This is a genomic window from Vibrio sp. Isolate32 (genome assembly GCF_022397955.1).
Classification (GTDB): Bacteria; Pseudomonadota; Gammaproteobacteria; order Enterobacterales; family Vibrionaceae; genus Vibrio.
In genome coordinates this window covers 17,144-42,679 of record NZ_JAKEUQ010000002.1, presented here as the reverse complement: position 1 = coordinate 42,679, position 25,536 = coordinate 17,144, and the positions used below count along the sequence as shown (strand labels likewise).

The 25,536-nt window shown below is 44.6% G+C and carries 22 protein-coding genes, 1 pseudogene and 1 other annotated feature; of the genes and pseudogenes, 15 read left to right on the top strand and 8 right to left on the bottom strand.

What is annotated here, in order from left to right; translation table 11 throughout:
* Positions 1 to 31: 31 nt before the first annotated feature.
* Together arcB and L1D11_RS01680 are read left to right on the top strand one after the other, a co-directional pair.
* Entirely contained in the window at positions 32 to 2,383 is a 2,352-nt protein-coding gene (gene arcB, locus L1D11_RS01685; RefSeq protein ID WP_239831568.1) for an aerobic respiration two-component sensor histidine kinase ArcB, read from the top strand.
* A gap of 7 nt (positions 2,384 to 2,390) precedes the next feature.
* Positions 2,391 to 2,834: a hypothetical protein gene (locus L1D11_RS01680; protein ID WP_239831567.1), complete on the top strand. Its 444-nt coding sequence runs from the start codon at positions 2,391 to 2,393 to the stop codon at positions 2,832 to 2,834.
* Between the two features lie 126 nt (positions 2,835 to 2,960).
* On the opposite strand, the gene arcA is transcribed toward L1D11_RS01680, so the two are convergent.
* The gene (gene arcA / locus L1D11_RS01675; protein ID WP_004741534.1) at positions 2,961 to 3,677 is read right to left on the bottom strand and encodes a two-component system response regulator ArcA; all 717 of its coding nucleotides are present in this window, start codon (positions 3,675 to 3,677) and stop codon (positions 2,961 to 2,963) included.
* A 372-nt stretch (positions 3,678 to 4,049) separates the two neighbouring features.
* A pseudogene (locus tag L1D11_RS22695) lies at positions 4,050 to 4,208 on the bottom strand (ribonuclease activity regulator protein RraA).
* A 47-nt stretch (positions 4,209 to 4,255) separates the two neighbouring features.
* On the opposite strand from L1D11_RS22695, the gene L1D11_RS01670 reads away from it, so the two are divergent.
* The gene (locus tag L1D11_RS01670; RefSeq protein WP_239831566.1) at positions 4,256 to 4,741 is read left to right on the top strand and encodes a putative 4-hydroxy-4-methyl-2-oxoglutarate aldolase; all 486 of its coding nucleotides are present in this window, start codon (positions 4,256 to 4,258) and stop codon (positions 4,739 to 4,741) included.
* Positions 4,742 to 4,786: 45 nt separating this feature from the next.
* On the opposite strand, the gene L1D11_RS01665 is transcribed toward L1D11_RS01670, so the two are convergent.
* A complete protein-coding gene (locus L1D11_RS01665; RefSeq protein WP_239831565.1) occupies positions 4,787 to 5,263 on the bottom strand; it encodes a ribonuclease regulator in 477 nt (158 codons plus the stop codon).
* Between the two features lie 317 nt (positions 5,264 to 5,580).
* Positions 5,581 to 5,699, top strand: a sequence feature (Thr leader region).
* Positions 5,700 to 5,728: 29 nt separating this feature from the next.
* Between L1D11_RS01665 and thrA the strand changes: the two genes are divergently transcribed.
* From thrA to thrC, 3 genes are read left to right on the top strand one after another with little or no spacing between them, the layout of a single operon-like run.
* Complete coding sequence (gene thrA, locus L1D11_RS01660; RefSeq protein ID WP_239831564.1) at positions 5,729 to 8,188, top strand: bifunctional aspartate kinase/homoserine dehydrogenase I; 2,460 nt, start codon at positions 5,729 to 5,731, stop codon at positions 8,186 to 8,188.
* A gap of 17 nt (positions 8,189 to 8,205) precedes the next feature.
* The gene (gene thrB / locus L1D11_RS01655) at positions 8,206 to 9,162 is read left to right on the top strand and encodes a homoserine kinase (protein WP_239831614.1); all 957 of its coding nucleotides are present in this window, start codon (positions 8,206 to 8,208) and stop codon (positions 9,160 to 9,162) included.
* A complete protein-coding gene (gene thrC, locus L1D11_RS01650; protein ID WP_239831563.1) occupies positions 9,159 to 10,442 on the top strand; it encodes a threonine synthase in 1,284 nt (427 codons plus the stop codon). Before thrB ends, thrC begins: the two co-directional genes overlap by 4 nt.
* A gap of 78 nt (positions 10,443 to 10,520) precedes the next feature.
* Here thrC and grcA read toward each other — a convergent pair whose 3' ends face one another.
* Positions 10,521 to 10,898 (bottom strand): autonomous glycyl radical cofactor GrcA, encoded by a 378-nt coding sequence (grcA, locus tag L1D11_RS01645; RefSeq protein WP_239834877.1) that lies wholly within the window; start codon positions 10,896 to 10,898, stop codon positions 10,521 to 10,523.
* A gap of 326 nt (positions 10,899 to 11,224) precedes the next feature.
* Here grcA and nfo point away from each other — a divergent pair, with 326 nt between their 5' ends.
* The 3 genes from nfo to L1D11_RS01630 all read left to right on the top strand — a co-directional run bounded on the left by nfo (position 11,225) and on the right by L1D11_RS01630 (position 13,835).
* Positions 11,225 to 12,133 carry a deoxyribonuclease IV gene (nfo, locus tag L1D11_RS01640; RefSeq protein WP_239834491.1) on the top strand — a complete coding sequence of 303 codons (909 nt, stop codon included), beginning with the start codon at positions 11,225 to 11,227 and terminating at the stop codon, positions 12,131 to 12,133.
* A gap of 383 nt (positions 12,134 to 12,516) precedes the next feature.
* Positions 12,517 to 13,197 carry a uracil-DNA glycosylase gene (gene ung / locus L1D11_RS01635; RefSeq protein WP_239834493.1) on the top strand — a complete coding sequence of 227 codons (681 nt, stop codon included), beginning with the start codon at positions 12,517 to 12,519 and terminating at the stop codon, positions 13,195 to 13,197.
* Positions 13,198 to 13,283: 86 nt separating this feature from the next.
* A complete protein-coding gene (locus tag L1D11_RS01630; RefSeq protein WP_239834495.1) occupies positions 13,284 to 13,835 on the top strand; it encodes a hemerythrin domain-containing protein in 552 nt (183 codons plus the stop codon).
* Between the two features lie 145 nt (positions 13,836 to 13,980).
* Here L1D11_RS01630 and L1D11_RS01625 read toward each other — a convergent pair whose 3' ends face one another.
* Entirely contained in the window at positions 13,981 to 14,169 is a 189-nt protein-coding gene (locus tag L1D11_RS01625) for a DUF3545 family protein (protein WP_239834496.1), read from the bottom strand.
* A 706-nt stretch (positions 14,170 to 14,875) separates the two neighbouring features.
* Between L1D11_RS01625 and L1D11_RS01620 the strand changes: the two genes are divergently transcribed.
* Together L1D11_RS01620 and yaaA are read left to right on the top strand one after the other, a co-directional pair.
* Positions 14,876 to 16,303, top strand: a complete 1,428-nt coding sequence (locus tag L1D11_RS01620; protein ID WP_239834503.1) for a sodium:alanine symporter family protein — start codon at positions 14,876 to 14,878, stop codon at positions 16,301 to 16,303.
* Between the two features lie 223 nt (positions 16,304 to 16,526).
* Positions 16,527 to 17,303, top strand: a complete 777-nt coding sequence (yaaA, locus tag L1D11_RS01615; RefSeq protein WP_239834498.1) for a peroxide stress protein YaaA — start codon at positions 16,527 to 16,529, stop codon at positions 17,301 to 17,303.
* Positions 17,304 to 17,416: 113 nt separating this feature from the next.
* Here yaaA and srmB read toward each other — a convergent pair whose 3' ends face one another.
* Complete coding sequence (gene srmB / locus L1D11_RS01610; RefSeq protein ID WP_239834500.1) at positions 17,417 to 18,688, bottom strand: ATP-dependent RNA helicase SrmB; 1,272 nt, start codon at positions 18,686 to 18,688, stop codon at positions 17,417 to 17,419.
* 107 nt (positions 18,689 to 18,795) lie between these two features.
* On the bottom strand, positions 18,796 to 19,524 hold the full coding sequence (locus L1D11_RS01605; RefSeq protein WP_239834502.1) for a methyltransferase: 729 nt from the start codon (positions 19,522 to 19,524) through the stop codon (positions 18,796 to 18,798).
* A 315-nt stretch (positions 19,525 to 19,839) separates the two neighbouring features.
* Here L1D11_RS01605 and brnQ point away from each other — a divergent pair, with 315 nt between their 5' ends.
* On the top strand, positions 19,840 to 21,153 hold the full coding sequence (brnQ, locus tag L1D11_RS01600; protein WP_239834198.1) for a branched-chain amino acid transport system II carrier protein: 1,314 nt from the start codon (positions 19,840 to 19,842) through the stop codon (positions 21,151 to 21,153).
* 123 nt (positions 21,154 to 21,276) lie between these two features.
* Here the strand turns inward: brnQ and fldB are convergent, their stop codons facing one another.
* Positions 21,277 to 21,798: a flavodoxin FldB gene (gene fldB, locus L1D11_RS01595; protein WP_239834199.1), complete on the bottom strand. Its 522-nt coding sequence runs from the start codon at positions 21,796 to 21,798 to the stop codon at positions 21,277 to 21,279.
* 150 nt (positions 21,799 to 21,948) lie between these two features.
* Between fldB and xerD the strand changes: the two genes are divergently transcribed.
* The 3 genes from xerD (at position 21,949) to recJ (ending at position 25,525) form a co-directional block, all read left to right on the top strand.
* Positions 21,949 to 22,863, top strand: coding sequence for a site-specific tyrosine recombinase XerD (gene xerD / locus L1D11_RS01590; RefSeq protein WP_239834200.1), 915 nt, complete (start codon positions 21,949 to 21,951; stop codon positions 22,861 to 22,863).
* 26 nt (positions 22,864 to 22,889) lie between these two features.
* A complete protein-coding gene (locus L1D11_RS01585; RefSeq protein WP_239834201.1) occupies positions 22,890 to 23,669 on the top strand; it encodes a thioredoxin fold domain-containing protein in 780 nt (259 codons plus the stop codon).
* A gap of 119 nt (positions 23,670 to 23,788) precedes the next feature.
* The gene (recJ, locus tag L1D11_RS01580; protein ID WP_239834202.1) at positions 23,789 to 25,525 is read left to right on the top strand and encodes a single-stranded-DNA-specific exonuclease RecJ; all 1,737 of its coding nucleotides are present in this window, start codon (positions 23,789 to 23,791) and stop codon (positions 25,523 to 25,525) included.
* The last annotated feature ends 11 nt before the right edge of the window (positions 25,526 to 25,536 follow it).

Below are 25,536 nucleotides of genomic sequence, written 5' to 3'. Positions count from 1 at the left end.
ATGTTGCTAGTCTTATCGCATGGAGCGCTAAATGAAACCCATGAAAAATCTCGCCCAGTATTACGTGGATCTACTCGTAAAACTGGGGATTGTCCGCTTTTCTATCTTACTCGCCTTAGCGCTTGTTGCCCTCGCCGTTGTTGTACAAGTCGGCATTACGCTCGCACTTAAGGGCAATGTTGATGATATCGATATTGTCCGTTCTGTTTTCTTTGGTTTAGTGATTACACCTTGGGCGGTTTATTTCCTTTCTGTAGTGGTTGATCAGCTTGAAGAGTCTCGTCAGCGTTTAGCTAAGTTAGTCTCTAAGCTTGGTGATATGCGAGAGCGTGACCAAGAGTTGAATAACAAACTGCAGCTCAATATTGAGAAGCTCAATCAAGAAATTGAAGAGCGTGAAAAGGCCGAAGAAGCCCGTGCTGAGGCGATGCATGACCTCGAAAATGAGGTGTTTCAGCGAGAGAGAACTCAGCTTGAACTTGCAGAGCGAACAGCGCTGCTACGCTCGTTTATCGATGCCTCTCCTGACCTTATTTATTACCGTAATGAAGATGGTGTGTTTTCTGGTTGTAACCGAGCGGTGGAAGAGCTTACTGGCAAGACTGAAAAAGACTTGGTGGGTTTGACGCCGTGGGATGTCTACAGTAAAGAAATCGCTCAGCAAGTTGTTGAAACCGATAAGAAAGTCTTTTCGGATAACCAGGCTCTGACCTACGACCAATGGCTCGAATACCCAGATGGACGTAAGAGCTACTTCGAACTACGTAAGGTACCTTTTTACAGCAAAGATGGTCGCCACCTTGGTTTGGTGGGCTTTGGTCGTGATATTACCGAGCGTAAAGAGCACCAAGAGTCTATCGAGAAAGCGAGTCGCGATAAGACTACCTTTATCTCTACTATTAGCCACGAGTTAAGAACGCCGCTTAATGGAATTATTGGTTTAAGCCGTATGTTGCTCGATAGTCAATTGACCTCTGAGCAGCGTAAGCAGATGCAAACCATCAAAGTGAGCGCTGTAACACTGGGTAATATCTTCAACGATATTATCGATATGGATAAGTTTGACCGTCGCAAGCTTGAGCTATTCCCAACCCCAATTAACTTTGAAGACTTTGTTGTGGAGATCGAAAGTATCTCGGCACTGATGGCAGAACAGAAAGGATTGAGATTCGATTTAGAACGATTGTCCGATCTTCCAGTCGCTGTTGAAGTTGATGGCACTCGTCTAAGACAGGTGCTATGGAACTTAGTCAGCAACGCGATGAAGTTCACTAAAGATGGTGGCGTGGTGATGACAGTCAGCGCCGATATTGATGGTGACTTTGCCAACATCACCATGGAAGTCGAAGACACAGGTATTGGTATTCCTGAAAGCGAACTCGAGAAGATTTTCGCGATGTACTATCAGGTGAAATCGGGTTCCGATAACTTGCATGCTGTGGGTACCGGTATCGGCCTTGCTGTTTCTAAACAGTTGATCAACATGATGGATGGCGACATTGAAGTGACCAGTGAAGAGGGCTTTGGTAGTACCTTTACGGTTTCGATTCGTGTGCCGGTTAATCATGATACTCAAGCCTTGATTAAGACACCTCGAAAACAGTCGAATCTTAAGATCTTCATGGTTGAAGATATCGAACTCAATATCACGGTTGCGCGCTCGCTATTGGAAAGCTTAGGTCATGAAGTGACTGTGGTTATGACAGGCAAAGAGGCGCAAATTGCCTTCAACCCAGAAGACTATGACTTGGTATTATTGGATATCCAGTTACCAGATATGACAGGCTTCGACATTGCTCAGTACTACCGTGAGAAATACAGCAAACTACCGCCATTAGTGGCATTGACTGCGAATGTACTTAGCAATAAGCAAGAGTACTTCCAGAAAGGTATGGATGAGGCGATCAGCAAACCGCTATCCATTAAAGCGATTCAAGATGTAATCAGCGAACTTATCGAGGATGCACCAGAGGTTGCCGAAGAAGCCGAAGTAACCGAAAAGATTGACGAGAATAAGCCGACGATTTCTTCTATTGATACCAGTTTGCTTGATATTGATATGCTAGAGTCTTATGTTGACATTGTTGGACCGAAGCCGGTTTTAGATAGCATCGTAATGTTTGAAGATATGATGCCGGAGTATATGGAAATATTGAACTCCAACATGGTAGCGAAAGACCAAGCCAGTATCGTCTCTGAAGCGCACAAGATTAAAGGTGCTGCTGGTTCAATTGGTTTGAAGCGCATCCAACAAGTGGCTCAGAAAGCTCAATCTCCAGACCTACCAGCTTGGTGGGAAAACATTTCAGATTGGGTCGATGAGATTAATAACGAATACCAGAATGACATTGAAGTCTTAAAGAGTTGGTTAAACCAAAGGTAGAAGAATAATGAAAAAATTAGCATGCGCCGTATGCGTAGTGGCATTAGCGGGCTGTGCTGCACCACAAGTTGAGTGGCAGCAGGACAACCAAGTTGAAGTATCTGCAGCGACAGTCACAATGAAAAGCAACCTTTGGCACAACAAGATGCCAACGATCGGAGAGACTCAAGACAAGACTCTGCATGGCGCTATTTACTTAGAGTCAGATTCACAACTGCCTGCAACACTGGCGGTGGAGAGTGTGACCGTTAAGCAAGGTGCAGATGCCTTGTTAGTAACAGCTGACGATCTTGATCTAAGAACGCACAGCGAGACTCAGTGGGAAGTTGCGTTTTTGTGGCAGCTAGAGATCGACAGTGAAAAGCCTGTTGATGTTGCGGTTGAACTGAAAGACGGTGAAACGGTGAAGTGGCTGGTGGAGAAAGACGTTAAGGTCGATACGGTTTACTAAACCTTATTCAATCCAGAACAACAAAAAAGGGAGGATGCGTTGGCATTCTCCCTTTTTAATAACTATCAATTGCGCTTCTACTGTAATAAAACATTCAGTGTTAAACGATTAGAAACGCCAATCTAATTAGTCTTCAAGGTCACCACAGAAGCGGTAGCCCTCACCGTGAATCGTTGCGATGATTTCTGGTGTACCAGAAACAGATTCAAAGTGCTTACGAATACGACGGATTGTTACGTCTACAGTACGATCGTGTGGCTTAAGCTCACGGCCTGTCATCTTCTTAAGAAGGTCTGCACGTGTTTGGATCTTACCTGGGTTCTCACAGAAGTGAAGTAGAGCACGGAACTCTGAACGAGGTAGCTTGTAGCCTTCGCCGTCTGGGCTAACCAGAGAACGACTGTTAATATCTAGTACCCAACCGTTGAACTCGTACTTCTCAACGCTGCGCTTCTCTTCTTGAACAGAGCTTGTGCTCATTGAACGGTTAAGAAGGTTGCGTGCACGGATAGTCAGTTCACGAGGGTTGAAAGGCTTAGTGATGTAATCATCAGCGCCGATCTCTAGGCCTAGGATCTTATCAACTTCATTATCACGACCAGTTAAGAACATAAGCGCTACATTTGCTTGCTCGCGTAGTTCACGCGCAAGTAGTAGGCCATTCTTACCTGGAAGGTTGATGTCCATAATTACAAGGTTAACTTGGTTGTCAGATAGCACTTGGTGCATCTCTTCACCGTCGCTAGCCTCAAAAACAGCATATCCCTCTGCTTCAAAAATACTCTTTAGAGTGTTACGAGTTACTTGCTCATCTTCAACGATAAGAATCTGCGGGGTTTGCATTTGGCGGTACCTAAATTTGTGACGAAACTGTGCTAATAGAATAAATTCTAGGCAAAAACATAACATACAGGTAATGTATTTTTGATGATAACTTAAAGTTTTCAAAAAAACACTTACTTCCAGCTATCTGCCTTCCTTGAAGTATTGCCCAATAACGTAGATCCAGTACGCCTTTCAATCATTCTTTTAGTGATTGCAACGGATTCTATAATGTTAACAGCATGCTAACAACGCGAGAATGTTAATTCCATTCACTTTGTTGATTTACATCAATTGCCGTATTGCAACAAACTTTAATAGTATGGCTACAACTTAACCAGTGTTATGGTGATTATTTCGCATCAAAACCAGAACGGTTATTCGAGATAGTTCTCACATCTCGCATGCTAAAGACCTGATTATGAACCAAGGGAGCGGAACGCTGTCCTTAGAGTCTAGTAGATAAATATGCTCAATCAACTTTAATTAATGGTCAAATTGAGCATAGAACAATGAAAACAAAGGATTAATTTTAATAACATATAAAAGCATAGAGGTAAGCCTGACTTAACAGGTAGCGCCTTACTCACGGAGGATATATGCACGATATAACACCCGACTTGTGTGATGAGTTTGAAAGCAAAGTCACCTTACTTAACCTTCCATTACAGAACTTCGGCCAACGTGGTGCTTTCTGGGGAAAAATTGTAACAGTTCGTTGTTATCACGATAATTCAAAGGTTCGCGAGGTTTTAGAGACCGACGGCAGCGGCAAAGTGCTGGTTGTTGACGGAAATGGCTCGTGCCAGAAAGCACTGCTTGGTGACCAACTTGCTATTCTTGCAATAGAAAATGGTTGGGAGGGCTTGATCGTTAATGGTGCTGTGCGGGATGTTGGCATGATGTCGCAAATGGACTTGGGCGTTCAGGCGCTTGGTGCATCACCATTCAAAACCGAGAAGCGTGGCGTAGGCCAAGTGAATGTGACACTGACAGTGCATAACCAACTGATTCAGCCTGGTGATTACATTTATGCAGATTGGAATGGCGTGTTAATTTCGTCGGTTCTGCTGCTCGAATCATAACGGCGATTTGATTCGCAGTTGTTAATGGGTAATTAGCTTATTGAGTTAGAAGCGAAACCCTAATCGCACTTCAACACCTTGCTGCCACTCTTCATAATTAAGGGTGGCATGCAGATCCAAGTTATCCGTCAGTTGAACTCGGCTTGAAACTTCCATTGCTACCGACTTTTCATTCTCTTCGGTTTCATCTTTATAGGTATGAAGAGAACTGTTGAAAGAGATTCTTTCGGAGAACTGATAGCTGACACCGCTCAAGAATCCACTTTCACTTTTCAAAGACGCACTGTTTATACGTGTACCGACATAAAGGTCAACATCATCGAACAAGCTATAGGCGTAACCACTGTCGACTTTCCAAGTATCGAAACTATCGCTCGACACATTTTGAGTTGAGATAAAGAACTTATGAGAAGAGCGATCGATTTGACCGGGTAATAGAGGTAGGTTGCTTAACAGGGGTAAGCTGTTCGCTGAACACACAACAGGCATAGAAAAGGCTAAAAGAATAAGTAATCTCTTCACTTCCCACTCCTGATGTCATTATTATTGTTCTTTGAACGTTATCATTCAATTAAAGCACAGTTCTTGTATGCTTGCTGAACAATCGATATAGCATTTTGTTATGACGACATATGCAATTAGTCACTCTTGAGTGTTTATAGGATAAATCCACGATCTGAATTACAGGTGCATACAGGGTGTTTTATCCCTTAAATGACGGTTTGCTCTGAAAAACGGTGTGAATGTAAAAAAAACGCAACTTTTCATTGACGTCTAGTAGTAAAAATTGATACACGTAGAGTAAAGCACAAGCAGAGAATTTGATATGCAGCACGCAAGCCACCTAGTAATGACCACAACCATTATTATTACCGACATTAACATTGTTGGGGCAGGCTGCTAAGTAACGGATTTTAAAAAAAAGGCCTGTATCCAACAAGATACAGGCCTTTTTTTGTACCATTTTTATGACTTATGGAGAAAGGGATGCGCGTTTTAAAGTTTGGAGGTTCATCATTAGCTGATGCAGATCGTTTTTTACGAGCGGCTGATATCATCGCTAATAATGCCCAGCAAGAAGAGCTAGCCGTTGTACTATCGGCTCCAGGAAAAACAACCAATAAGTTGGTCGCTGTTATTGAAGCTGCACTGAAAAATGGTGAAGCTGACGCACAAATCACAGAGATCGAATCTTCATTTACTGCGCTGTTTGCAGAGATTAAAGCGGTTGTACCTTCGATTGATGGTACTGCGTTTCAAGAGCAGGTTGATACCTCTCTTGCTCAGCTAAAGCAGTTCGTTAACGGCATCAACCTACTTGGTATGTGCCCGAATCACGTCAATGCTCGCATCATCAGTAAAGGTGAGCGAATCTCTATCCAGTTAATGAAAGCGGTACTTGAAGCAAAAGGCCAACCAGCAAGCCTTATTGACCCAGTTCAATACCTATACGCTAAAGGTGATCACCTTGAAGCTATGGTTGATGTGGATGTGTCGACTCAGAACTTCCGTCAATCTCCACTTCCAATAGGTCACGTTAACATCATGCCGGGCTTCACCGCGGGTAATGATAAAGGTGAATTGGTCACTCTTGGCCGTAATGGCTCTGACTACTCAGCAGCAGTGCTAGCTGCATGTCTACGTGCTGATTGCTGTGAAATCTGGACAGATGTAGACGGCGTTTACAACTGTGACCCACGCTTAGTCGATGATGCACGTCTGCTTAAGTCACTTAGCTACCAAGAAGCAATGGAGCTTTCTTACTTTGGTGCTTCGGTTCTACACCCGAAAACCATCGCTCCTATCGCACAATTCCACATTCCTTGCCTGATCAAAAACAGCTTTAACCCTCAGGGTGCGGGCACACTTATTGGTCAAGACACTGGTGAAGATAACCTAGCGATCAAAGGTATTACGACGCTAAGTGACCTAACTATGGTTAACGTATCTGGCCCAGGCATGAAAGGTATGGTTGGTATGGCGAGCCGTGTATTCGGTGCAATGTCGTCAGCTGGCGTGTCTATTGTTCTTATTACTCAATCGTCTTCTGAATACAGTATCAGCTTCTGTATCGAATCGACTGACAAGTTAAAAGCTAAGCAAGTGCTATCAGAAGCATTTGAACTTGAACTGAAAGATGGCCTATTAGAGCCAGTTGAGTTCATGGACGACGTTGCTATCGTGACGCTGGTGGGCGATGGCATGCGTACTTCACGTGGCGTTGCTTCTCAGTTCTTCTCTTCTTTAGCTGAAGTCAACGTTAACATTGTGGCGATTGCACAAGGCTCATCTGAGCGTGCTATCTCTGCGGTTATCCCTGAAGATAAAATTTCAGAAGCAATCAAAGCGTGCCACGAGAACCTATTTAATTCTAAGCACTTCCTTGATGTATTCGTTGTTGGTGTTGGCGGTGTTGGTGGTGAACTTGTTGACCAGATCCAACGTCAGCAGGGCAAACTGGCTGAAAAAGGCATCGTGATCCGCGTATGTGGTTTAGCAAACAGTAAAGGCTTATTGCTAGACAGTGAAGGCCTACCACTAGAACAGTGGCGTGATCGCATGTCGAGCGCGACTGAAGAGTTCAGCCTAGCTCGCCTAGCGGCTCTTGTGCAACGTAACCACATCATCAACCCAGTATTGGTTGACTGTACGTCTAGCGAAGATATTGCAGCGCAGTATGCTGATTTCCTAGCAGCGGGCTTCCACGTAGTAACACCAAACAAGAAAGCAAACACAGCAAGCATGGCTTACTACCATCAGCTACGTGAAGTCGCACGTAACTCACGTCGCAAGTTGATGTACGAGACAACCGTAGGCGCAGGTCTGCCAGTAATCGAAAACCTACAGAACCTAATCTCTGCAGGTGATGAACTTGAGAAATTCAACGGTATTCTGTCTGGTTCTCTTTCTTACATCTTCGGTAAGCTTGATGAAGGCATGACGCTAAGCCAAGCAACTAACATCGCTAAAGACAACGGCTTCACAGAACCTGACCCACGTGATGACCTATCTGGTATGGATGTGGCGCGTAAGCTACTTATTCTTGCTCGTGAAGCTGGCATGGCGCTTGAGCTTGAAGACGTGGAAGTTGACCAAGCTCTACCACCAGGTTTTGATGACTCAGGTACGGTTGAAGAGTTCATGGCTCGCTTGCCTGAAGCGGATGCTTACTTCCAAGAGCAATCAGCTATCGCAGCAGAAAAAGGCAAAGTACTTCGTTATGTCGGTGAGATCGCGGAAGGTAAGTGTAAGGTTCGTATCGCAGCGGTTGATGGCGACGACCCAATGTTCAAGATTAAAGATGGCGAGAACGCGCTAGCATTCTATAGCCGTTACTACCAGCCAATCCCACTTGTTCTTCGCGGCTACGGTGCCGGTACTGAAGTAACAGCAGCAGGCGTATTCTCTGATGTGATGCGTACTCTTGGTTGGAAATTAGGAGTTTAGGAATGAGTTCAAGTGATATGGATGTTGTCGTTTATGCTCCTGCATCAATCGGTAATGTCAGTGTAGGCTTTGATGTACTGGGGGCCGCTGTGTCTCCAGTGGATGGCACACTGCTGGGTGACCGAGTTATGGTTAAAGCAGGTGGTGAACCATTCTCACTTAAAACAGCAGGCAGCTTTGTTTCTAAGCTGCCAACTGAAGCGAAGGAAAACATCGTCTACGACTGTTGGGTAGTGTTCTCTAGAGAGCTAGATAAAAAAGGCGTTGCGCTTAAGCCACTAGAAATGACGCTAGAAAAGAACATGCCTATCGGTTCCGGTTTAGGTTCAAGTGCATGTTCAATTGTAGCGGCGCTTGATGCGCTAAACCGTTTCCATGGTCAGCCACTGAATGAAACTGAACTGCTTGCCCTAATGGGTGAAATGGAAGGTGAAATTTCAGGCGGTGTGCACTACGATAACGTAGCACCTTGCTACCTAGGCGGTGTGCAATTGATGCTTGAAGAGCTAGGCATCATTAGCCAAGAAGTGCCATGCTTTGATGACTGGTATTGGGTAATGGCGTATCCGGGCATTAAGGTTTCAACTGCAGAAGCGAGAGAAATCTTACCGTCTCAGTACCGTCGCCAAGATATCATTGCGCATGGTCGCCACTTAGCGGGCTTTATCCACGCGTGTCACTCAGGCCAACCTAAACTGGCAGCGAAGATGATCAAAGACGTGATCGCTGAACCATATCGTGAGAAACTGCTTCCAGGGTTTGCTGATGCACGTAAATATGCGTTGTCGGCTGGTGCATTGGCTACTGGTATTTCCGGCAGTGGCCCAACTCTGTTTAGCATTTGCAAAGAACAAGATGTCGCCGAGCGTGTTGCACGCTGGTTAGAACAAAATTACGTACAAAATGAAGAAGGATTCGTTCACGTTTGTCGCCTAGATAAGCAAGGTTCGATCGTTACAGGAAGTGAGTTATGAAACTGTACAATATCAAAGAAAATGATGAACAAGTCTCTTTTGGCCAAGCCGTTCGTCAAGGCTTAGGTCGTAATCAAGGTCTATTTTTCCCATCTGAACTGCCAAAGTTTGATGATATCGATGCGCTGCTAGCAGATGATTTTGTCCCTCGTAGCTCAAAAATTTTGTCGGCACTTATCGGTGATGAACTACCGAAAGAGCAGATCGATCAAATGGTGGATGCAGCGTTCCAATTCCCGGCGCCAATCAACCAAGTAAAAGATGGTGTTTACGCACTTGAGCTTTTCCATGGCCCAACACTGGCGTTTAAAGATTTTGGTGGCCGCTTCATGGCGCAATCTCTAGCGGCAGTTTCAAATGGAGGTCAAATCACTATTTTGACAGCAACATCAGGTGATACTGGTGCAGCAGTTGCGCATGCTTTCTACGGCATGGAAGACATCAATGTTGTGATTCTTTACCCGAAAGGCAAGATCAGCCCGCTACAAGAAAAACTATTCTGTACGCTGGGTAAGAACATCCACACGGTAGCGATTGATGGCGACTTTGACGCGTGTCAGGCGCTAGTAAAAGATGCATTTGATGACGCTGCACTGCGTGAAGAGATTGGTCTTAACTCAGCAAACTCTATCAACATCAGCCGCTTGATGGCTCAGATCTGTTACTACTTTGAAGCGGCTTCTCAGCTAACCAAAGAGCAACGTGAAAACCTAGTTATCTCGGTACCAAGTGGTAACTTCGGCAATTTAACTGCGGGTCTTTTGGCGAAAGCGCTTGGCTTGCCAGTGAAGCGTTTCATTGCCGCTACCAACGAAAATGACACGGTTCCACGCTACCTAGAAACAGGTGAGTGGGATCCAAAGCCAACCGTTGCGACAACATCGAACGCAATGGATGTAAGCCAGCCGAACAACTGGCCTCGTATCGAAGAGCTTTGCCAACTGAAAGGTTGGGGCTTAGATACTCTGGGCAAAGGTAAAGTGTCTGACGAGCAGAGCGCTGAATCAGTGCGTGACCTTAAAGCACAAGGTTACCTTTGTGAACCACATGGTGCTATCGCTTACCGCCTATTGGATGAACAGTTGCAAGAGGGTGATACAGGCTTGTTCCTATGTACAGCTCACCCTGCTAAGTTCAAAGAAGTGGTCGACGATATCCTAGGTTCTGATATCGAACTGCCTGGCCCGCTAGCAAAACACGCGGCGATGGAGTTGTTGTCTGAAGATCTAGATAACGATTTTGAAGCGCTAAAAGCAGTGCTTCGTCGAGTTCAACCGTAACGTACATCCGTATTGTTGAACAAATAAAAACGGCGCTCAATGAGCGCCGTTTTTATATTCTAATTCAAGATCTAAAATTTATAGAGACTCAGTGAACGTACGTGCGATAACGTCACGTTGCTGTTCAGTGGTTAGAGAGTTGAAACGTACAGCGTAGCCCGATACACGGATAGTTAGCTGTGGGTAGTTCTCAGGGTGAGCAACTGCGTCTTCTAGTGTTTCACGCTTAAGAACGTTAACGTTTAGGTGTTGACCACCTTCGATGCGTGGTGCTGCTTCGATAGCAACTTCACGGCTCTCGTATTCACCTAGGTCTGCAGCTGGGATAACTTGGTCAGCTTCGAAACCAGCAGTAGCTGCAACACAACGAGCTTCATTCTTTTCGTTGTCTAGTAGCCAGATTGAGTTTAGTAGGTCGTCGTTTGCTGCTTTAGTAATTTGAATACCTTGGATCATAACTATCTCCTAGTCCACTGAATGTGGTTTGATTATGGTGTTAACTTTCGATTTTTATTGAGCTGGGTAATATATACCTAATATTTGTGAGGCTAACATTGATTTAAGTAAAAAAACAACCAAAAACCATATTTTTACAAAGGTGATTACTTTGAGGTAAATCAATAAAACCTTTGAAAATAAATTAATTACAAAATATTTTAAAGTATAAAAAATATTTAACGGTCATATTTGTTGTAATTTTACTACATTTGTTGCGCTTTTATTGAGCGAAAACCGATACGGCCCTTTATTTATGATGCATTCTGAAAGTGTGAAGTGATTTAATGACAAACAAAATTTCATCGTCAAAACCTGAAACAAATATTAAGTTTATTGGCGCTCATGTGTCGGCAGCTGGTGGTGTTGATCAGGCGCCTATGAGAGCTCGAGAGATAGGTGCTAATGCGTTTGCACTGTTTACTAAAAACCAGAGACAATGGGCTGCAAAGCCGTTAGAGGCGAAAACCATTAGCGCCTTTAAAGCCAACTGCAAGATGTTAGGCTTTTCAACCGAGCACATTCTTCCCCATGACTCCTACTTGATTAACCTCGGCGCACCAGAAGAAGAGAAACTAGAGAAATCACGCGCTGCCTTTATTGATGAGATGGAACGTTGTAACCAGCTTGGTCTAACGCTTTTGAACTTCCATCCAGGCAGTCATCTTAAAAAGATCTCTGAGACTGAGTGTCTAGCTAAAATCGCTGAGTCGATTAATCTCGCACATCAAGTGGTTCCAGATGTGATTGCGGTGATCGAGAATACGTCGGGTCAAGGTACTAACTTGGGTTGGAAGTTTGAACACCTAGCAGAGATTATCGAGCAAGTAGAAGATAAATCGCGCGTTGGCGTGTGTTTAGATACCTGCCATACCTTTACCGCGGGTTATGACCTAAGAACGAAAGAAGCGTGCGAGTACACTTTCGCTGAGTTCGACCGCATTGTAGGTATGCACTATCTAAGAGCAATGCACATCAATGATTCAAAAGCTGAGTTCGCGAGCCGAGTTGATAGACACCATTCTTTAGGAAAAGGTGAAATTGGCTGGGATTGTTTCGAGTATATTGCCTCGGATTCTCGCTTTAATGGTATCCCTCTTATCTTAGAAACGATTGATTCGACGATTTGGAAAGAGGAAATTCAACAGCTTAGAATGTTTCACCGCGCAGCAACGGTTGAGAATAGCGAAGCGTAATAATAGAGGGGAAAATTAATTTCCTCCGATTTATCGAAATTGGCACCTTTCTTTCATAGCTACTAAGTGAATATGTAGTTCACGATGTCTTATAGGAGGTGCCTTTATGTATTCAAAAGCTCAAACTTCAACTGTTTCTGTTGCTCGCCGTTTACCTACCCCAAATCGTCACGTGCATAGCCACGGTCACCATCGCACACAGCAGAAAAGTGGTTAATCGAGTTCAATACAACTTGAACTGATTATTATGATTCATCAACAAATGAACCCTACACATCATGTTTATTGATAGCTGTATGAGGTATAACTAGAGCCTTATTTAGGACGGTTAGCCGATACAGCTATTTTTTGTCTAGAGACCTTGATGATTGGGAATTAAAACGATGAACGCGCCAAAGACTTGGGAATCCATTATTAATGACGAACGTGAAAAAGAGTACTTTCAAAGTGTTCTCGCTTATGTCGAACAGCAACGTAATAGTGGGAAAACCATCTACCCACCTCAGGAGCAGGTATTCAGCGCTTTTGATATGACGCCCTTTGAGTCTGTGCGAGTCGTTATCCTAGGACAAGACCCTTATCATGGTGCTCAGCAGGCACATGGTTTGGCTTTTTCTGTGCTACCTGGCGTTAAGATCCCACCCTCCCTGCGTAATATGTATAAAGAACTTGCTGATGACATCGAAGGCTTTGAAGCGCCTAACCATGGTTACCTTGAAGCTTGGGCATCACAAGGGGTGTTGATGTTGAACACTGTTTTGACAGTAGAAGAGGCACAAGCACACTCACATGCCAAATGTGGCTGGGAAACCTTTACCGATGCGATCATTGCTGAACTAAACCAGCGCTCTGAACCTATCATCTTCTTACTATGGGGTGCACACGCCCAGAAGAAAGGACAAGCAATCGATGTAGATAAGCACCATGTGTTGATTGCGCCTCATCCATCGCCATTATCTGCCCGTCGTGGCTTTTTTGGTTGTCAGCACTTTTCAATGACTAACAAGTTACTTTCTTCGATTGATCAACAACCTATTGACTGGTGTTTACCAACAGAAGTGTAGGTTGGTGTTTTTCTGAGCAGGGTCAAATCATAAATCAGCACATTCGAATACACTTGTAAATAGTAGGTGTAATGGGGTGCAATACTATGATGATAGAAAGGATAAGAAGAGAGCATGGTTACATGGCTCGTTTGCTCACGATCTTGAATACCAAGCTTGAGCTTCTAAAGAAAGAGCGAGCGATAAACTACAGCTTAGTGGCGGAAGTGATGTATTATTTAATGAATCACTCAGATAGTGTTCATCACCCTAAAGAAGACATAATCTACCGTCACTACTTAAAGCATTATGGTAAACAACAGGCTATTGAAGACCTAGAGCTTGAACATCAGATACTCGCTGAAAAGACCGCTGACTTTTTAGATGTCGTTGAGATGATTCTTCAAGATGCGGTTGTTCCGCAGCAGGTGTTTATCGATCAGCTCGCGGTGTTTATAGAAGCGCAGAGAAAACACATGGAGTATGAAGAGAAAGTGATTTTGCCGATTATCGTCGATGCTTTCTCGGTGCAAGATTGGCGCAGTGTTGAAGAGCTTTGGCAACAACCGGAAGATGATCCTGTGTTTGGAGATACAATTGCTGATCAGTATCGTCAACTTGCCGATCGTGTGCGACAAAATGAGCAAGAGTGTGTTTAGCGCCTTGATATCGCTCTCTTTATAGTAGAGAGGACCCTCTTTATTAATGGTATATAAAGCCGTTTGTAAGATGAAACGTTACTTGATGAAATAAAAAAGGCACCGATATAGGTGCCTTTTGCTTTCTGATTTCTTGTCGTGCTAATTAAAGCTTTATATCGTCTAGGCTAAAATCAAGATCTAGATTCATCTCTCTCAGCTCTTTTTCAAGCTGTCTACGATCGTTGATGGCTTCGATTTCACGCCACTTACGCTTGAGTGGTTTTGAGCGTGATTTGTGAGTTACACGAGGCATTTCTAGTTCTGATACTTCATCGAATTGAAAGCTATCCATAAGCCATATCTCCTTCCGTGGGACTAGTTCTTACGAACCTTTAAATATCATATTTAGCTTCACAATAACTTTGATTTGTTTCTCATTTGTTTCAAATTCATGAATCTTTTGTTCTATTTTCTTATGAATGATCACACATTCTGAAGACTTTGTGTACAAAAAATAAGCAAACGAACCTAGGTGAACGATTAAATTGGGGGTTATTGAATGTTAATTCATTGTGCGAATAGAATAGGGTTTTGACCGCGGTACATTGAGGTGCACATGGCGCCATGCGGTATAGGGATCTCATTGGCCTAGAAAAAAACGAAGATCTTCACTATACCTTGTAAAACCTAGGCTGACGTTATTTTTATAGGATGACGCTCTCATTGGGGGAGTGCCGTGGCTGTTGTTGATATTATGTCCCGATAATGTGACTTTTATTGGGCTGAATTGTTGAGGCTTGTGTTAATAAAAGGTGTATTATTAGTGAAACGCCATTTTGGTATGGGTGTGTTTTCATATTGATTTTTAGGCCGTATCGCTGCATTATCCGCCCGTCAAAAATACACTGATACGTAAATGGATGCATTAAGTGACATTTACAGTCTCAATCGCCGCAAGAATATAACAAGAGTGCCGACACAACATTGACAGAGGCATAGGCGATTAAGAGGAAGGCTAGGAAGCATGATCGGTGCTTAAACTCAATTACGAGGTTCACGTGACAGACTTAATCAATTTGATGAACGATCTCCTTTGGGGATCTATCTTAGTTTACTTACTGGTTGGTGTGGGTATCTACTTCACTGTACGACTAGGTTTTATTCAATTCCGCCATTTCGGCCATATGTTTTCTGTTCTTAGAAATAGCCGTAAAGCAGACAGTGCTGGTATCTCTTCTTTCCAAGCTCTTTGTACGAGTCTCGCTGCTCGTGTTGGTACGGGTAACATGGCAGGTGTTGCTGTAGCACTAACCGCTGGTGGCCCTGGTGCTATCTTCTGGATGTGGCTAATCGCAATGCTAGGTATGGCTACATCGTTTGCAGAAAGCACACTTGCACAGCTATACAAAACGCGTGATAACGACGGTAACTACCGCGGCGGTCCTGCATACTACATGGAGAAAGGCCTAGGCATGCGTTGGATGGGGGTTCTGTTCTCTATCTTCCTAATCATTGCATTCGGTCTTGTATTCAACGCGGTTCAAGCAAACGCGATTGCAAGCGCAATGAACACAGCATTCGACCTTGAGCGTAGCTACGTTGGTATTGGTATCGTAATCATCTCTGCATTCGTTATCTTCGGCGGTATCCGTAAGATTGCACGTACAGCAGAAATCATCGTTCCAATCATGGCATTGGCTTATCTAGCGATCGCTATGTACGTGATGTTCGCGAACATCGAGAAAGTGCCTGAAGTACTGGCTCTTATCTTCAAGAGTGCATTCGGTCTGCAAGAAGCGGCTGCGGGTGGTCTAGGTTACGCAATCGCACAAGCGATGATTAACGGTATCAAACGTGGTCTGTTCTCGAACGAAGCGGGTATGGGTTCTGCGCCGAACGCAGCAGCTTCTGCTACGCCTTACCCACCGCACCCAGCATCACAAGGTTATGTACAAATGCTAGGTGTATTTATGGATACGATCGTTATCTGTTCTGCAACAGTAGCAATCATCCTGATGTCTGGTGAGTATGTACCATACGGTGAAGTAACGGGTATCGAATTGACTCAACGTGCACTAACAGCACAAGTGGGCTCATGGGGCGGCATCTTTGTAGCGGTAGCTATTTTCTTCTTCGCTTTCACTTCAATCATTGCAAACTACTCGTACGCTGAAACGAACCTGATTTTCCTAGAGCACAACAATAAGAAAGGCCTAGTGCTATTCCGTATTATTGTACTGTGTATGGTTATGTTTGGTTCTCTAGCAACGCTACCTACGGTATGGGCACTGGCTGACGTATCGATGGGTCTCATGGCGATTGTTAACTTGGTGGCGATTATCCTGCTGTCAGGTATCGTTATTAAGCTAGCGAAGGACTACAACCGCCAACTAGATGCGGGTAAAGTACCAACATTTGATGCAAATGACTTCCCTGAGCTTAAGTCTCAACTGGAAGATGGTATTTGGGACAACAGCAAAAAGTAATCTTGTTGGAGCGCTAAAGCGCTCACCCTAAAACGATTGAAAAGGCTAAGGTTTCGACCTTAGCCTTTTTCTTTGCCTGCGTTTTCGTTCGTAGTGGCTTTTGATGATTGAAAGTGGGTGGTTAGAATCATCTATCAAAGTAATAGGAAGAGTCATAAAGACAAGTTGATGTTTTTTCTATACTCTAGCTGCATCCAGTTAGATAACCGATTAGGGTAAAGTTATGTTAGTTGTCGTGTCTCCAGCCAAAACACTTGATTACGAATCACCATTAGCGACAGAACGCTTTAGTCAGCCTGAGTTTGTTGAACACTCTGCTGAACTGATTGAAGAGTGCCGCAAGCTGACACCAGCAGATGTCTCTGCATTGATGAAAGTGAGCGATAAGATCGCAGGGTTGAACGTAGCGCGCTTTGAGCAGTGGAGTGAGACTTTTACCCAAGAGAATGCACGTCAAGCCATCCTTGCCTTCAAAGGTGATGTATACACAGGCCTAGACGCTGAAACACTGTCGGATGAAGATTTTGACTACGCACAAAATCACCTGCGTATGCTTTCTGGTCTTTACGGCTTACTAAAGCCACTTGATTTGATGCAACCTTACCGTTTAGAAATGGGCACGCGTTTAGCGAATGCTCGTGGTATTAACTTGTACCAGTTCTGGGGCAACATCATCACAGATAAGCTGAATGAAGCGCTGAACGCTCAAGGCGATAATGTGTTGATCAACCTAGCATCTAATGAGTACTTCAAAGCGGTAAAACCAAAAAACTTGGATGGCCAAGTGATTACACCGGTATTCAAAGACTGTAAGAACGGTCAATACAAGGTGATCAGTTTCTACGCGAAAAAGGCGCGTGGCATGATGGCTCGCTACATCATTGAGAACCAAGTGGACTCAATTGAAGCGCTGACTAAGTTTGATACCGCGGGTTACTACTTCGTGGAAGAAGAGTCGAACGCGAAAGAGCTAATCTTCAAGCGTGAAGAGCAAAACTAGACGTTGTTTATTCAAGGTATAAGTTTACGCGAGATACCAACTAGATAAAGAAAAGCCCCATGCAGTTCGCTGCATGGGGCTTTTTGTTGAATCATTCAGAAGTTAGCAAGCTATCAGATTACTTTTTTCTTTGCAGCTTTCTTTTTCTTCGTGATTTTTTTCTTCTTCGCGAGCTTCTGCTTCTCTAATGCTTTCTTATCTTCTTTCTTTGGTTTCTTTTTCTTAGTTACAGCGGCTTTCTTATGTGTTGGACGCATGCCTTCAACGAAGCGCTCTTTGATTGCTTCTTTGGTGTAACGAGCAACGCGTTCAACCATCAATTGATCGTGCGCTTCGATTAGAGAAACCGCATTACCTTTTTTACCTGCACGAGCCGTACGGCCAATTCGATGTAGGTAAACATCAGCCGTGCGTGGCATGTCGTAGTTAATTACGTGGCTTACGTCTGGAAGGTCGATACCACGAGCCGCTACGTCAGTTGCTAGCAGTACGTTTACTGTGCCATCACGGAAACGAGCAATCGCATTGTTACGACGGTCCTGAGGCATTTCGCCTTGAATCCAAGCACATGGAATCTGAGCGCTCTCTAGCAGTGCACGCAGGTCGCCTAAACGCTCACGAGTTTTTAAGAAGACGATACTACGCTCAGCTTCTTTAGTAATGATGTGTTTTAGCAGCTCGAGTTTGTGCTCTGCTGTGTCTGCACGGTGGTACCACTGAGTGATCTTTTTACGTTCACGTAGTGATGATTTTGCATCGATCTCTGCTGGGTTGTTCAGTAGGTCTTCAGTGAAACCTTCAACACCTTTGCCTTCTAGTGTTGCTGAGAAAAGTAAAGTTTGCTTACGCCAGCGACATTCTGCAGAGAGGCGATCAACAACTGGACCAAAGCCCATGTCTAGCATGCGGTCTGCTTCATCTAGGATCAGCCATTCGATTGCACGACAGTCAAAGCGCTCAGCTTCGATGTATTCCATTAGACGACCTGGAGTTGCAACAACGATGTCTTGGGTAGTGCCAAGAATGTCTGCGTGCTCTTGGTACATTACACCACCCGTAATGGTGAAGATGTTCAGTGCAGTGTATTTCGCAAGCTCACGAGCTTGGTCAGTGATCTGCATTGCTAGCTCACGCGTTGGCGTTAGGATAAGCATACGAGCAGGGCCCGCTTTCTTACGAGGGAAATCCTGAAGGTACTGCAGTGCTGGCAGTACGAATGATGCTGTTTTACCTGTACCTGTTGGCGCAGATGCCAAAACGTCTCTTCCATCTAACGCTTGTGGGATTGCTTCAGCTTGTATCTGTGTTGGGCGTTCGTAGCCCATTTCGTCAATTGCTTTAAGCAGCTCTTGGTTTAGATCGAGTTCTGCAAAGGTTCTGATCACTGTTGTTTCTCCACAAGCAATAAATGTTTCTGCCTCAAAAAGCAGACGATAAAAAAGAGTAGTCGGACATTATAGAAGCATTAGTGATTAGGATCACATGGTATTTGCTACATCTTGAGATAAAAATCTTTGGTAAGGGTAATAAATGCCTCGCTATAACCACCTTGATGGTGAATGGTGAGCGATTCACACTGCAAATCTTGCTCGCATGCAGGATCTTTCGATAACTCAAAAAGAATTCGACTTGCGGGCTTCTTGTCTGTGGTTTTGACATCAAGACGTTTGGCTAAGTACCAACCGCATTGTTTGGCAAGCTTGATGAAACCTTCTCCCTCAGGCGTTGGCAGTATAAAACTGGCCGTAGCAGTTTCGGTTGTTATCTCGAAACATCGCTTAGCAAGTTGCAGGTGATCCAAGCTATCGGTATGTCTGGCTGTTGCTCTTTGGCTCTGCAGTGACTGTTCCCCTGAGTTGAAGTAGGGTGGGTTGCAGATTATCGCGTCAAACTTTTTCGGAAAGTCAGCGGTGAGCACGCTGCCATCATGCAGAGTGATGCGATCTTGCCAAGGAGATTGCTCAATATTAATGGTCGCAGCTTCAATCGCGTGTGGATCAATATCGATCGCGGAGATCGAGATGTCTGTAAAACGCTGCGCTGCCATTAACGCCACAAGCCCGGTGCCAGTTCCAATATCGAGTGCCGATGACTTAGATATAATGGTTACCCATGCGCCAAGTAGTACACCATCGGTACTGACTGGCATACCGCTTTGCCCAACGTAAATTGAGAATTGCTTAAAATTGAAGCTTTTAGTCTGCACGATTTTGTCTTTCATGAATGTTCTGAGTATCGAGATATTTTAAGTGATTAGCTCTATTGTTAATCAAATGTGTAAATCAATGTTCTGATCGGTGATTTATTGTTGTTGATTATGGTTAGTTGATAATTATGATTATTTTTCCACATCCAGTGTAATCGACTTCTTTTGGTTGATATTTGCAAATTTATATGGTGTTTTTGTGTGGTGACTTGCAGCTAGCCAAGTGTTTCGTCATTATGCGCGACTATTTTATAGATTGAGTGGCAGCTTTTAGCTGTAACATTCACGTAAGCACAACATAAATTTCATAAATATAATTAAGGATTATCTGTGAAACAGAGTCTAAAACTAACAGATATAATGGCATTGGGCTTTATGCTTTTTGCGTTTTTCTTGGGTGCGGGTAACATCATCTTCCCACCTTTAGCTGGCCAATTGGCTGGTGATCATTTTCTTCCAGCGATGTCTGGTTTCCTGCTGACTGCCGTTGGTCTGCCGTTAATCACTATCGTAGCCGTTGCACTTGCGGGTGGCTCTTGGGATCATCTAACCAAAGATCTTCCTAAGAAAGCTGCGACTATCATGGCTGTGTTGATCTTCATTATCATTGGTCCTGCATTCGCTGCACCACGTACCGGCCTTGTTGCTTATGAGATGGCGGTGAAACCGTTCTTCATCGATGCCTCTCAAGCTCACCTCACATTCTTTTCTATCGCATTTTTTGTGGTAGCGATGTTCTTCTCATGGTCTCAAGGTAAGCTAATTGACGTTATCGGCAAGGTTCTAACACCAGCACTTTTCATCGGCTTAGTTGTACTGGCCGTTGCTGTATTTGTTAACCCTCAGGGCGATATTCTTGGTGCTCACGGTGAATACATCACTCAGCCATTAACTAAAGGTTTCCTTGAAGGTTACAACACCATGGATACTTTTGCTGCACTGATGTTTGGTATGCTGATTGTGGACTCTATCCGCAGCAAAGGCATCACTGACCGTGCGGCAACGACTAAGTACCTAATCAGCGCGGGTTGTATTGCTGCAGCTGGTCTAGCGTTCGTTTACATTTCTCTGTTCTACCTGGGCGCAACAAGTGCAACGGTTGCAGCGGATGCTGACAATGGCGGTGCGATCCTAAGCCTATACGTTCAATCACTGTTTGGTCCTTCAGGTCAGCTAGTGCTTTCTGTTATCGTACTACTAGCGTGTCTAACAACAGCGATTGGCCTTGTGTCTGCGTGTTCGGACTACTTCAGCTCACTAACGCCGCTGTCATACAAGACTTGGGTAATAATCAACGGTGTTGCTTGTGCAACGGTAGCGAACGTTGGTCTTTCTCAGCTTATTTCTCTGTCTGTTCCTGTATTGTTTGCGCTGTACCCAGTAGCAATTGCATTGGTAGCACTGACGTTCTTGCGTAGCCGTTTCCCTAATCCAAAAGTGGCGTACCGCGTTGTGGTATTAGTGTCATTGATGTTTGCTCTTATCGATGGTGCTAAGGTAGCAGGTGTTGATGTATCTGCACTGAAGATGTTGCCTCTGTTCGAGATCGGCATGGGTTGGTTACTGCCAACTGCTGCAGCAATCATCTGTATGTTCTTTGTTGGTAAGTCAGCAGAGCAAGAGATGGCAGAAGAGACGTTTTAATCTCTGATTGAGATTAGATAGTCATTCTAGATGACATAGAAAAGGCCTCATTAATTCGTAGTAGTGAGGCCTTTTTGTATTCTGTCTGTTTTGAAATGAACAGCTTGTGGAGAGCTTATGTACTTACAGCTTCTCGCTGTACTCAACCAGAACTTGTTCAACCCAGCATGCGATACGCTTGTCGCTCAGTTCATATTGTGAGTCTTCATCAAGCGCCAAACCGACGAACTGTGATTGGTCTTCGGTGAGCGCTTTAGATGCTTTGAATTCGTAGCTGTCGTCGTTTGGCCAGAAGCCAACAAATTGAGCTCCGGCAGTTTTTAGTTCGTCATGCAGTAGACCCATTGCATCCAAGAACCACTCGCCGTAACCCTCTTGGTCACCTAAGCCAAACAGTGCCACAACCTTGCCTTTTACTGGTGTCGTCGCGATATCGTCCCAAAGCTCATTCCAATCTTCTTGGATTTCGCCAAAGTCCCACGTAGAAATACCCAGAAGTAATAGGTCGTAGTCTGCCATCAATGCAAGCGGAGCCTCTTTCACGTTATGGATATCAACTAGGTCTTCACCAATAATGCCGCAAATTTTTTCTGCTGCCATTTCTGTGTAGCAGGTGGTTGAGCCGTAAAATAATCCAATTTTCATAGCAAACGTTCGATTTTAATTTCAGATGGCGAATTCTAACCATAAATCGACTTCGATTGCAGCGATTATCCACTCAAGGTGTATTTTTTATGGCATTCATATTTGCTCTGGCATACTCTCAAAACAGTTTCCAATATTGTGAGTAACACTATGCAGTCGCCTCAAGGGCAGAGCGCAGACCACGGTCTAGTTGAGCAGTTTTTAGATGCTATGTGGATGGAACGAGGGTTATCAGAGAATACTCTTGTCTCGTATCGTACTGATTTATGTAAACTATTAACGTGGATGGAACAGAATAATTATCGCCTCGATTTTATTAGTCTTTCTGGGTTGCAGGATTACCAAAGCTGGTTGGTTGATGCGGATTTTAAGCAGACTTCCCGTGCACGTATGTTGTCGGCTATTCGTCGTTTGTTCCAATACCTACACCGTGAGAAAGTCAGAGCCGATGATCCAAGTGCGTTGTTGGTTAGCCCTAAGCTGCCACAACGTCTGCCAAAAGATTTGAGTGAAGAGCAAGTGGATGCTTTGCTCGATGCACCTGATCCGAATGACCCGATTGAACTTCGTGATAAGGCGATGCTTGAGTTATTATATGCAACCGGTTTGCGCGTGACGGAGCTGGTTAGCCTAACGATGGAGAACATCAGCCTGAGACAGGGCGTGGTACGTGTTATTGGTAAGGGCGGTAAAGAGCGCTTGGTGCCAATGGGCGAAAACGCTGTGGACTGGATTGAGAGTTTTATTGAACAAGGGCGCCCGCAACTGCTTGGTGAAAACAGTTCAGATGTAGTTTTTCCAAGCAAACGTGCTAAACAAATGACCCGTCAGACGTTCTGGTATCGTATTAAGCATTACGCGGTTGTCGCGGGTATTGACACAGAATTGTTGTCCCCGCACGTTTTAAGACACGCTTTTGCTACTCATTTACTGAACTATGGTGCTGATCTTAGGGTCGTACAAATGTTGCTTGGGCATAGTGACTTATCGACAACCCAAATTTATACTCACGTGGCGACCGAAAGGCTGAAGCAAATTCATACTCAGCATCACCCACGTGCTTAAATCCATTTATTTTTAAGGTGAACTTAATGAGCGTATTACGCCGTCTTCCTCTATTAGCGCTACCGCTGATGATCACTGCATGTAATGCATCAGAAGCGAAAGTAGAACAAACCACAACAGCTGCAGAGGTTGCTTCAGCTCAAGATATTGATACCGCAGCGCTAACCAAGCGTTTTGAAAAAATTGGCATCAAGGTTAATAAGATTGTTCCTTCGGATATTGATGGCCTTCTAGAGATTCAAACCAACAGTGGTATTATCTTTTCATCTCCAGCGGGCGATCATTTTCTAGCTGGCACACTTTACTCTCTGGATGAGGACGGTAAATTCAGCGATGTATTGGCAGAGCGTCAAGCGCCTATCAATGCTGAGAAAGTAGCGGCATTGTCTGATACGGTTATCGAATACAAAGCAGACAACGAAAAATATGTTGTGACTGTGTTTACTGACATCACTTGTGGCTACTGTGTTCGTCTACACAGCCAGATGCAGGGCTACAATGACCTAGGTATCACGGTGCGTTACATGGCATACCCACGTCAAGGTGGTACTGGCCAAGTGGCAGACCAAATGGCGGCTATCTGGGCTTCTGACGATCCAAAAGCAGCAATGCACAATGCTAAGGTAGAGCGTAAGATGCCAGCTTCAAGTAAAGACCTTGAAGAGAAGAAACAGATCATCGCTAAGCAGTACCAACTAGGCCGTGAGCTTGGTATTAATGGTACACCTGCTATCGTATTAGCAAGCGGTGAGTTGGTGAGTGGTTACTTACCACCAGCACAGCTGCTTCAGCGTTTAGAGCAGTAGTCTTAGTCTCTAGCAGAGCTGTCACAGTCGTCATCGGTTAATATTGCGACTTTATTACTTATTTATTCCCATGTTTTTGATTTAAGGAGTGGCCTGATTGATATCAGGCCCATTTTTATATGATAGAGATTCAACGCCGTCCTGAGGTCGACATTTCCGTTTTACCCGCTCATTTGCCAGATCTGTTAAAACGCATCTATGTGAGCCGCGGAGTTAACAGTGCAGACCAACTTGAGACTGCAGCGAAAGGCCTACACTCCTATCAAAAGCTAGGGGGCATTGATGCTGCCGTCGAATTGTTGTTTAGGGCGATTCAGCATCAAAAACGCATTATTGTTGTTGGCGACTTTGATGCCGACGGTGCAACCAGCTCTGCGTTGTCGGTACTTGCGCTGCGTATGCTAGGCAGCTCAAATGTTGATTACCTAGTACCAAACCGTTTTGAAGATGGCTACGGCCTCAGCCCTGAAGTAGTGGAACAAGCAATCGAGATCGGTGCAGAAGTGATCATGACGGTTGATAACGGTGTCTCTTCGATTGAAGGGGTGCGTTTTGCCAAAGAGAAAGGACTAGAAGTTCTGGTCACTGACCATCACTTACCGGGTAGCGAATTGCCTATGGTTGATGCGATGGTAAACCCGAATCTAGAGAGCTGTGCATTTCCGTCTAAAGCGCTCGCTGGTGTTGGCGTGGCTTTCTATCTGATGATGGCACTGTGTGTTCACATGCGTAAACTGAATTGGTTTGCTGAACTAGGCATGACGGAGCCTAAGCTGATGGAGTTGATAGACCTTGTCGCTCTAGGTACGGTCGCGGACGTGGTGCCACTTGATGAAAACAACCGAATCTTGGTACACCAAGGCTTGCAACGTATCCGAGCGGGTAAGGCTCGTCCGGGTATTCAAGCCTTGATTGAGATTGCAAAGCGAGATGCGAAACGTCTGGTCGCTTCGGATTTTGGTTTTGCACTGGGTCCTCGTATCAATGCTGCGGGTCGACTTGACGACATGTCGTTTGGTGTTGAGCTACTGATGAGCAACAACATCCACGCTGCACGTCGTATGGCGAGTGAACTTGATGGTTTGAACCAGACTCGCAAAGAGATCGAAGAGGGCATGAAACAAGAAGCGATGGCTTTCTGTGAACGCCTTGAGTTTGGTAAAGACGACCTGCCTTCGGGTTTAGCACTGTTCCAACGTGATTGGCACCAAGGTGTGATTGGTATTTTGGCTTCGCGTATCAAAGACAAATACCATCGCCCTGTGATTGCGTTCGCTGATGGCGGAGAAGGGAGCATTAAGGGCTCTTGTCGCTCGATTCCGGGTTTGCACATGCGTGATGCGCTAGACCGTATCGATACTCAAAACGCTGGTTTGATTCTTAAGTTTGGTGGCCACGCAATGGCGGCAGGCTTAACGATCATGGAAAAGGACTTTGAACGCTTTAGTAAACTGTTCAACGATGTAGTGAAACAAGAACTCGGAGAAACGGCACTTAAGGGCATCATCTTATCTGACGGTGAGTTGTTACCTGAAGAGTTCTCTATGCACACCGCTGAAACTCTGCGCGCAGGTGGTCCTTGGGGGCAAGCATTCCCAGAGCCTATCTTCGATGGTGAGTTTAAAGTGTTGCACCAAAAGTTGGTGGGTGAAAAACACCTTAAGTTGATGTTAGAGCCATTATACAAAGGTCACCCAACCAATGTGATGATCGATGGCATCGCTTTCAATGTTGATTTACGTCGCTGGCCAGATGCTTCAGTGAAAACCGTGCATCTTGCCTATAAGCTGGATATTAACGAGTTTCGTGGTAACCAGTCATTGCAGTTAATGGTTGACCACATCGAAGCAAAATAGCCGCTTTTCAT

What these genes read in the sequence shown, in the direction of transcription:
- L1D11_RS01670 (WP_239831566.1), top strand. Translation starts at nt 4,256, where the DNA reads ATGCACGATATAACACCCGACTTGTGTGATGAGTTTGAAAGCAAAGTC.
- fldB (WP_239834199.1), bottom strand. Translation starts at nt 21,798, where the DNA reads ATGAAAATTGGATTATTTTACGGCTCAACCACCTGCTACACAGAAATG.
- L1D11_RS01585 (WP_239834201.1), top strand. Translation starts at nt 22,890, where the DNA reads ATGAGCGTATTACGCCGTCTTCCTCTATTAGCGCTACCGCTGATGATC.
- thrB (WP_239831614.1), top strand. Translation starts at nt 8,206, where the DNA reads ATGGATGTTGTCGTTTATGCTCCTGCATCAATCGGTAATGTCAGTGTA.
- grcA (WP_239834877.1), bottom strand. Translation starts at nt 10,898, where the DNA reads ATGATCCAAGGTATTCAAATTACTAAAGCAGCAAACGACGACCTACTA.
- thrA (WP_239831564.1), top strand. Translation starts at nt 5,729, where the DNA reads ATGCGCGTTTTAAAGTTTGGAGGTTCATCATTAGCTGATGCAGATCGT.
- L1D11_RS01605 (WP_239834502.1), bottom strand. Translation starts at nt 19,524, where the DNA reads ATGAAAGACAAAATCGTGCAGACTAAAAGCTTCAATTTTAAGCAATTC.
- nfo (WP_239834491.1), top strand. Translation starts at nt 11,225, where the DNA reads ATGACAAACAAAATTTCATCGTCAAAACCTGAAACAAATATTAAGTTT.
- yaaA (WP_239834498.1), top strand. Translation starts at nt 16,527, where the DNA reads ATGTTAGTTGTCGTGTCTCCAGCCAAAACACTTGATTACGAATCACCA.
- thrC (WP_239831563.1), top strand. Translation starts at nt 9,159, where the DNA reads ATGAAACTGTACAATATCAAAGAAAATGATGAACAAGTCTCTTTTGGC.
- xerD (WP_239834200.1), top strand. Translation starts at nt 21,949, where the DNA reads ATGCAGTCGCCTCAAGGGCAGAGCGCAGACCACGGTCTAGTTGAGCAG.
- arcB (WP_239831568.1), top strand. Translation starts at nt 32, where the DNA reads ATGAAACCCATGAAAAATCTCGCCCAGTATTACGTGGATCTACTCGTA.
- L1D11_RS01630 (WP_239834495.1), top strand. Translation starts at nt 13,284, where the DNA reads ATGATGATAGAAAGGATAAGAAGAGAGCATGGTTACATGGCTCGTTTG.
- recJ (WP_239834202.1), top strand. Translation starts at nt 23,789, where the DNA reads ATGATAGAGATTCAACGCCGTCCTGAGGTCGACATTTCCGTTTTACCC.
- ung (WP_239834493.1), top strand. Translation starts at nt 12,517, where the DNA reads ATGAACGCGCCAAAGACTTGGGAATCCATTATTAATGACGAACGTGAA.
- L1D11_RS01680 (WP_239831567.1), top strand. Translation starts at nt 2,391, where the DNA reads ATGAAAAAATTAGCATGCGCCGTATGCGTAGTGGCATTAGCGGGCTGT.
- arcA (WP_004741534.1), bottom strand. Translation starts at nt 3,677, where the DNA reads ATGCAAACCCCGCAGATTCTTATCGTTGAAGATGAGCAAGTAACTCGT.
- L1D11_RS01625 (WP_239834496.1), bottom strand. Translation starts at nt 14,169, where the DNA reads ATGGATAGCTTTCAATTCGATGAAGTATCAGAACTAGAAATGCCTCGT.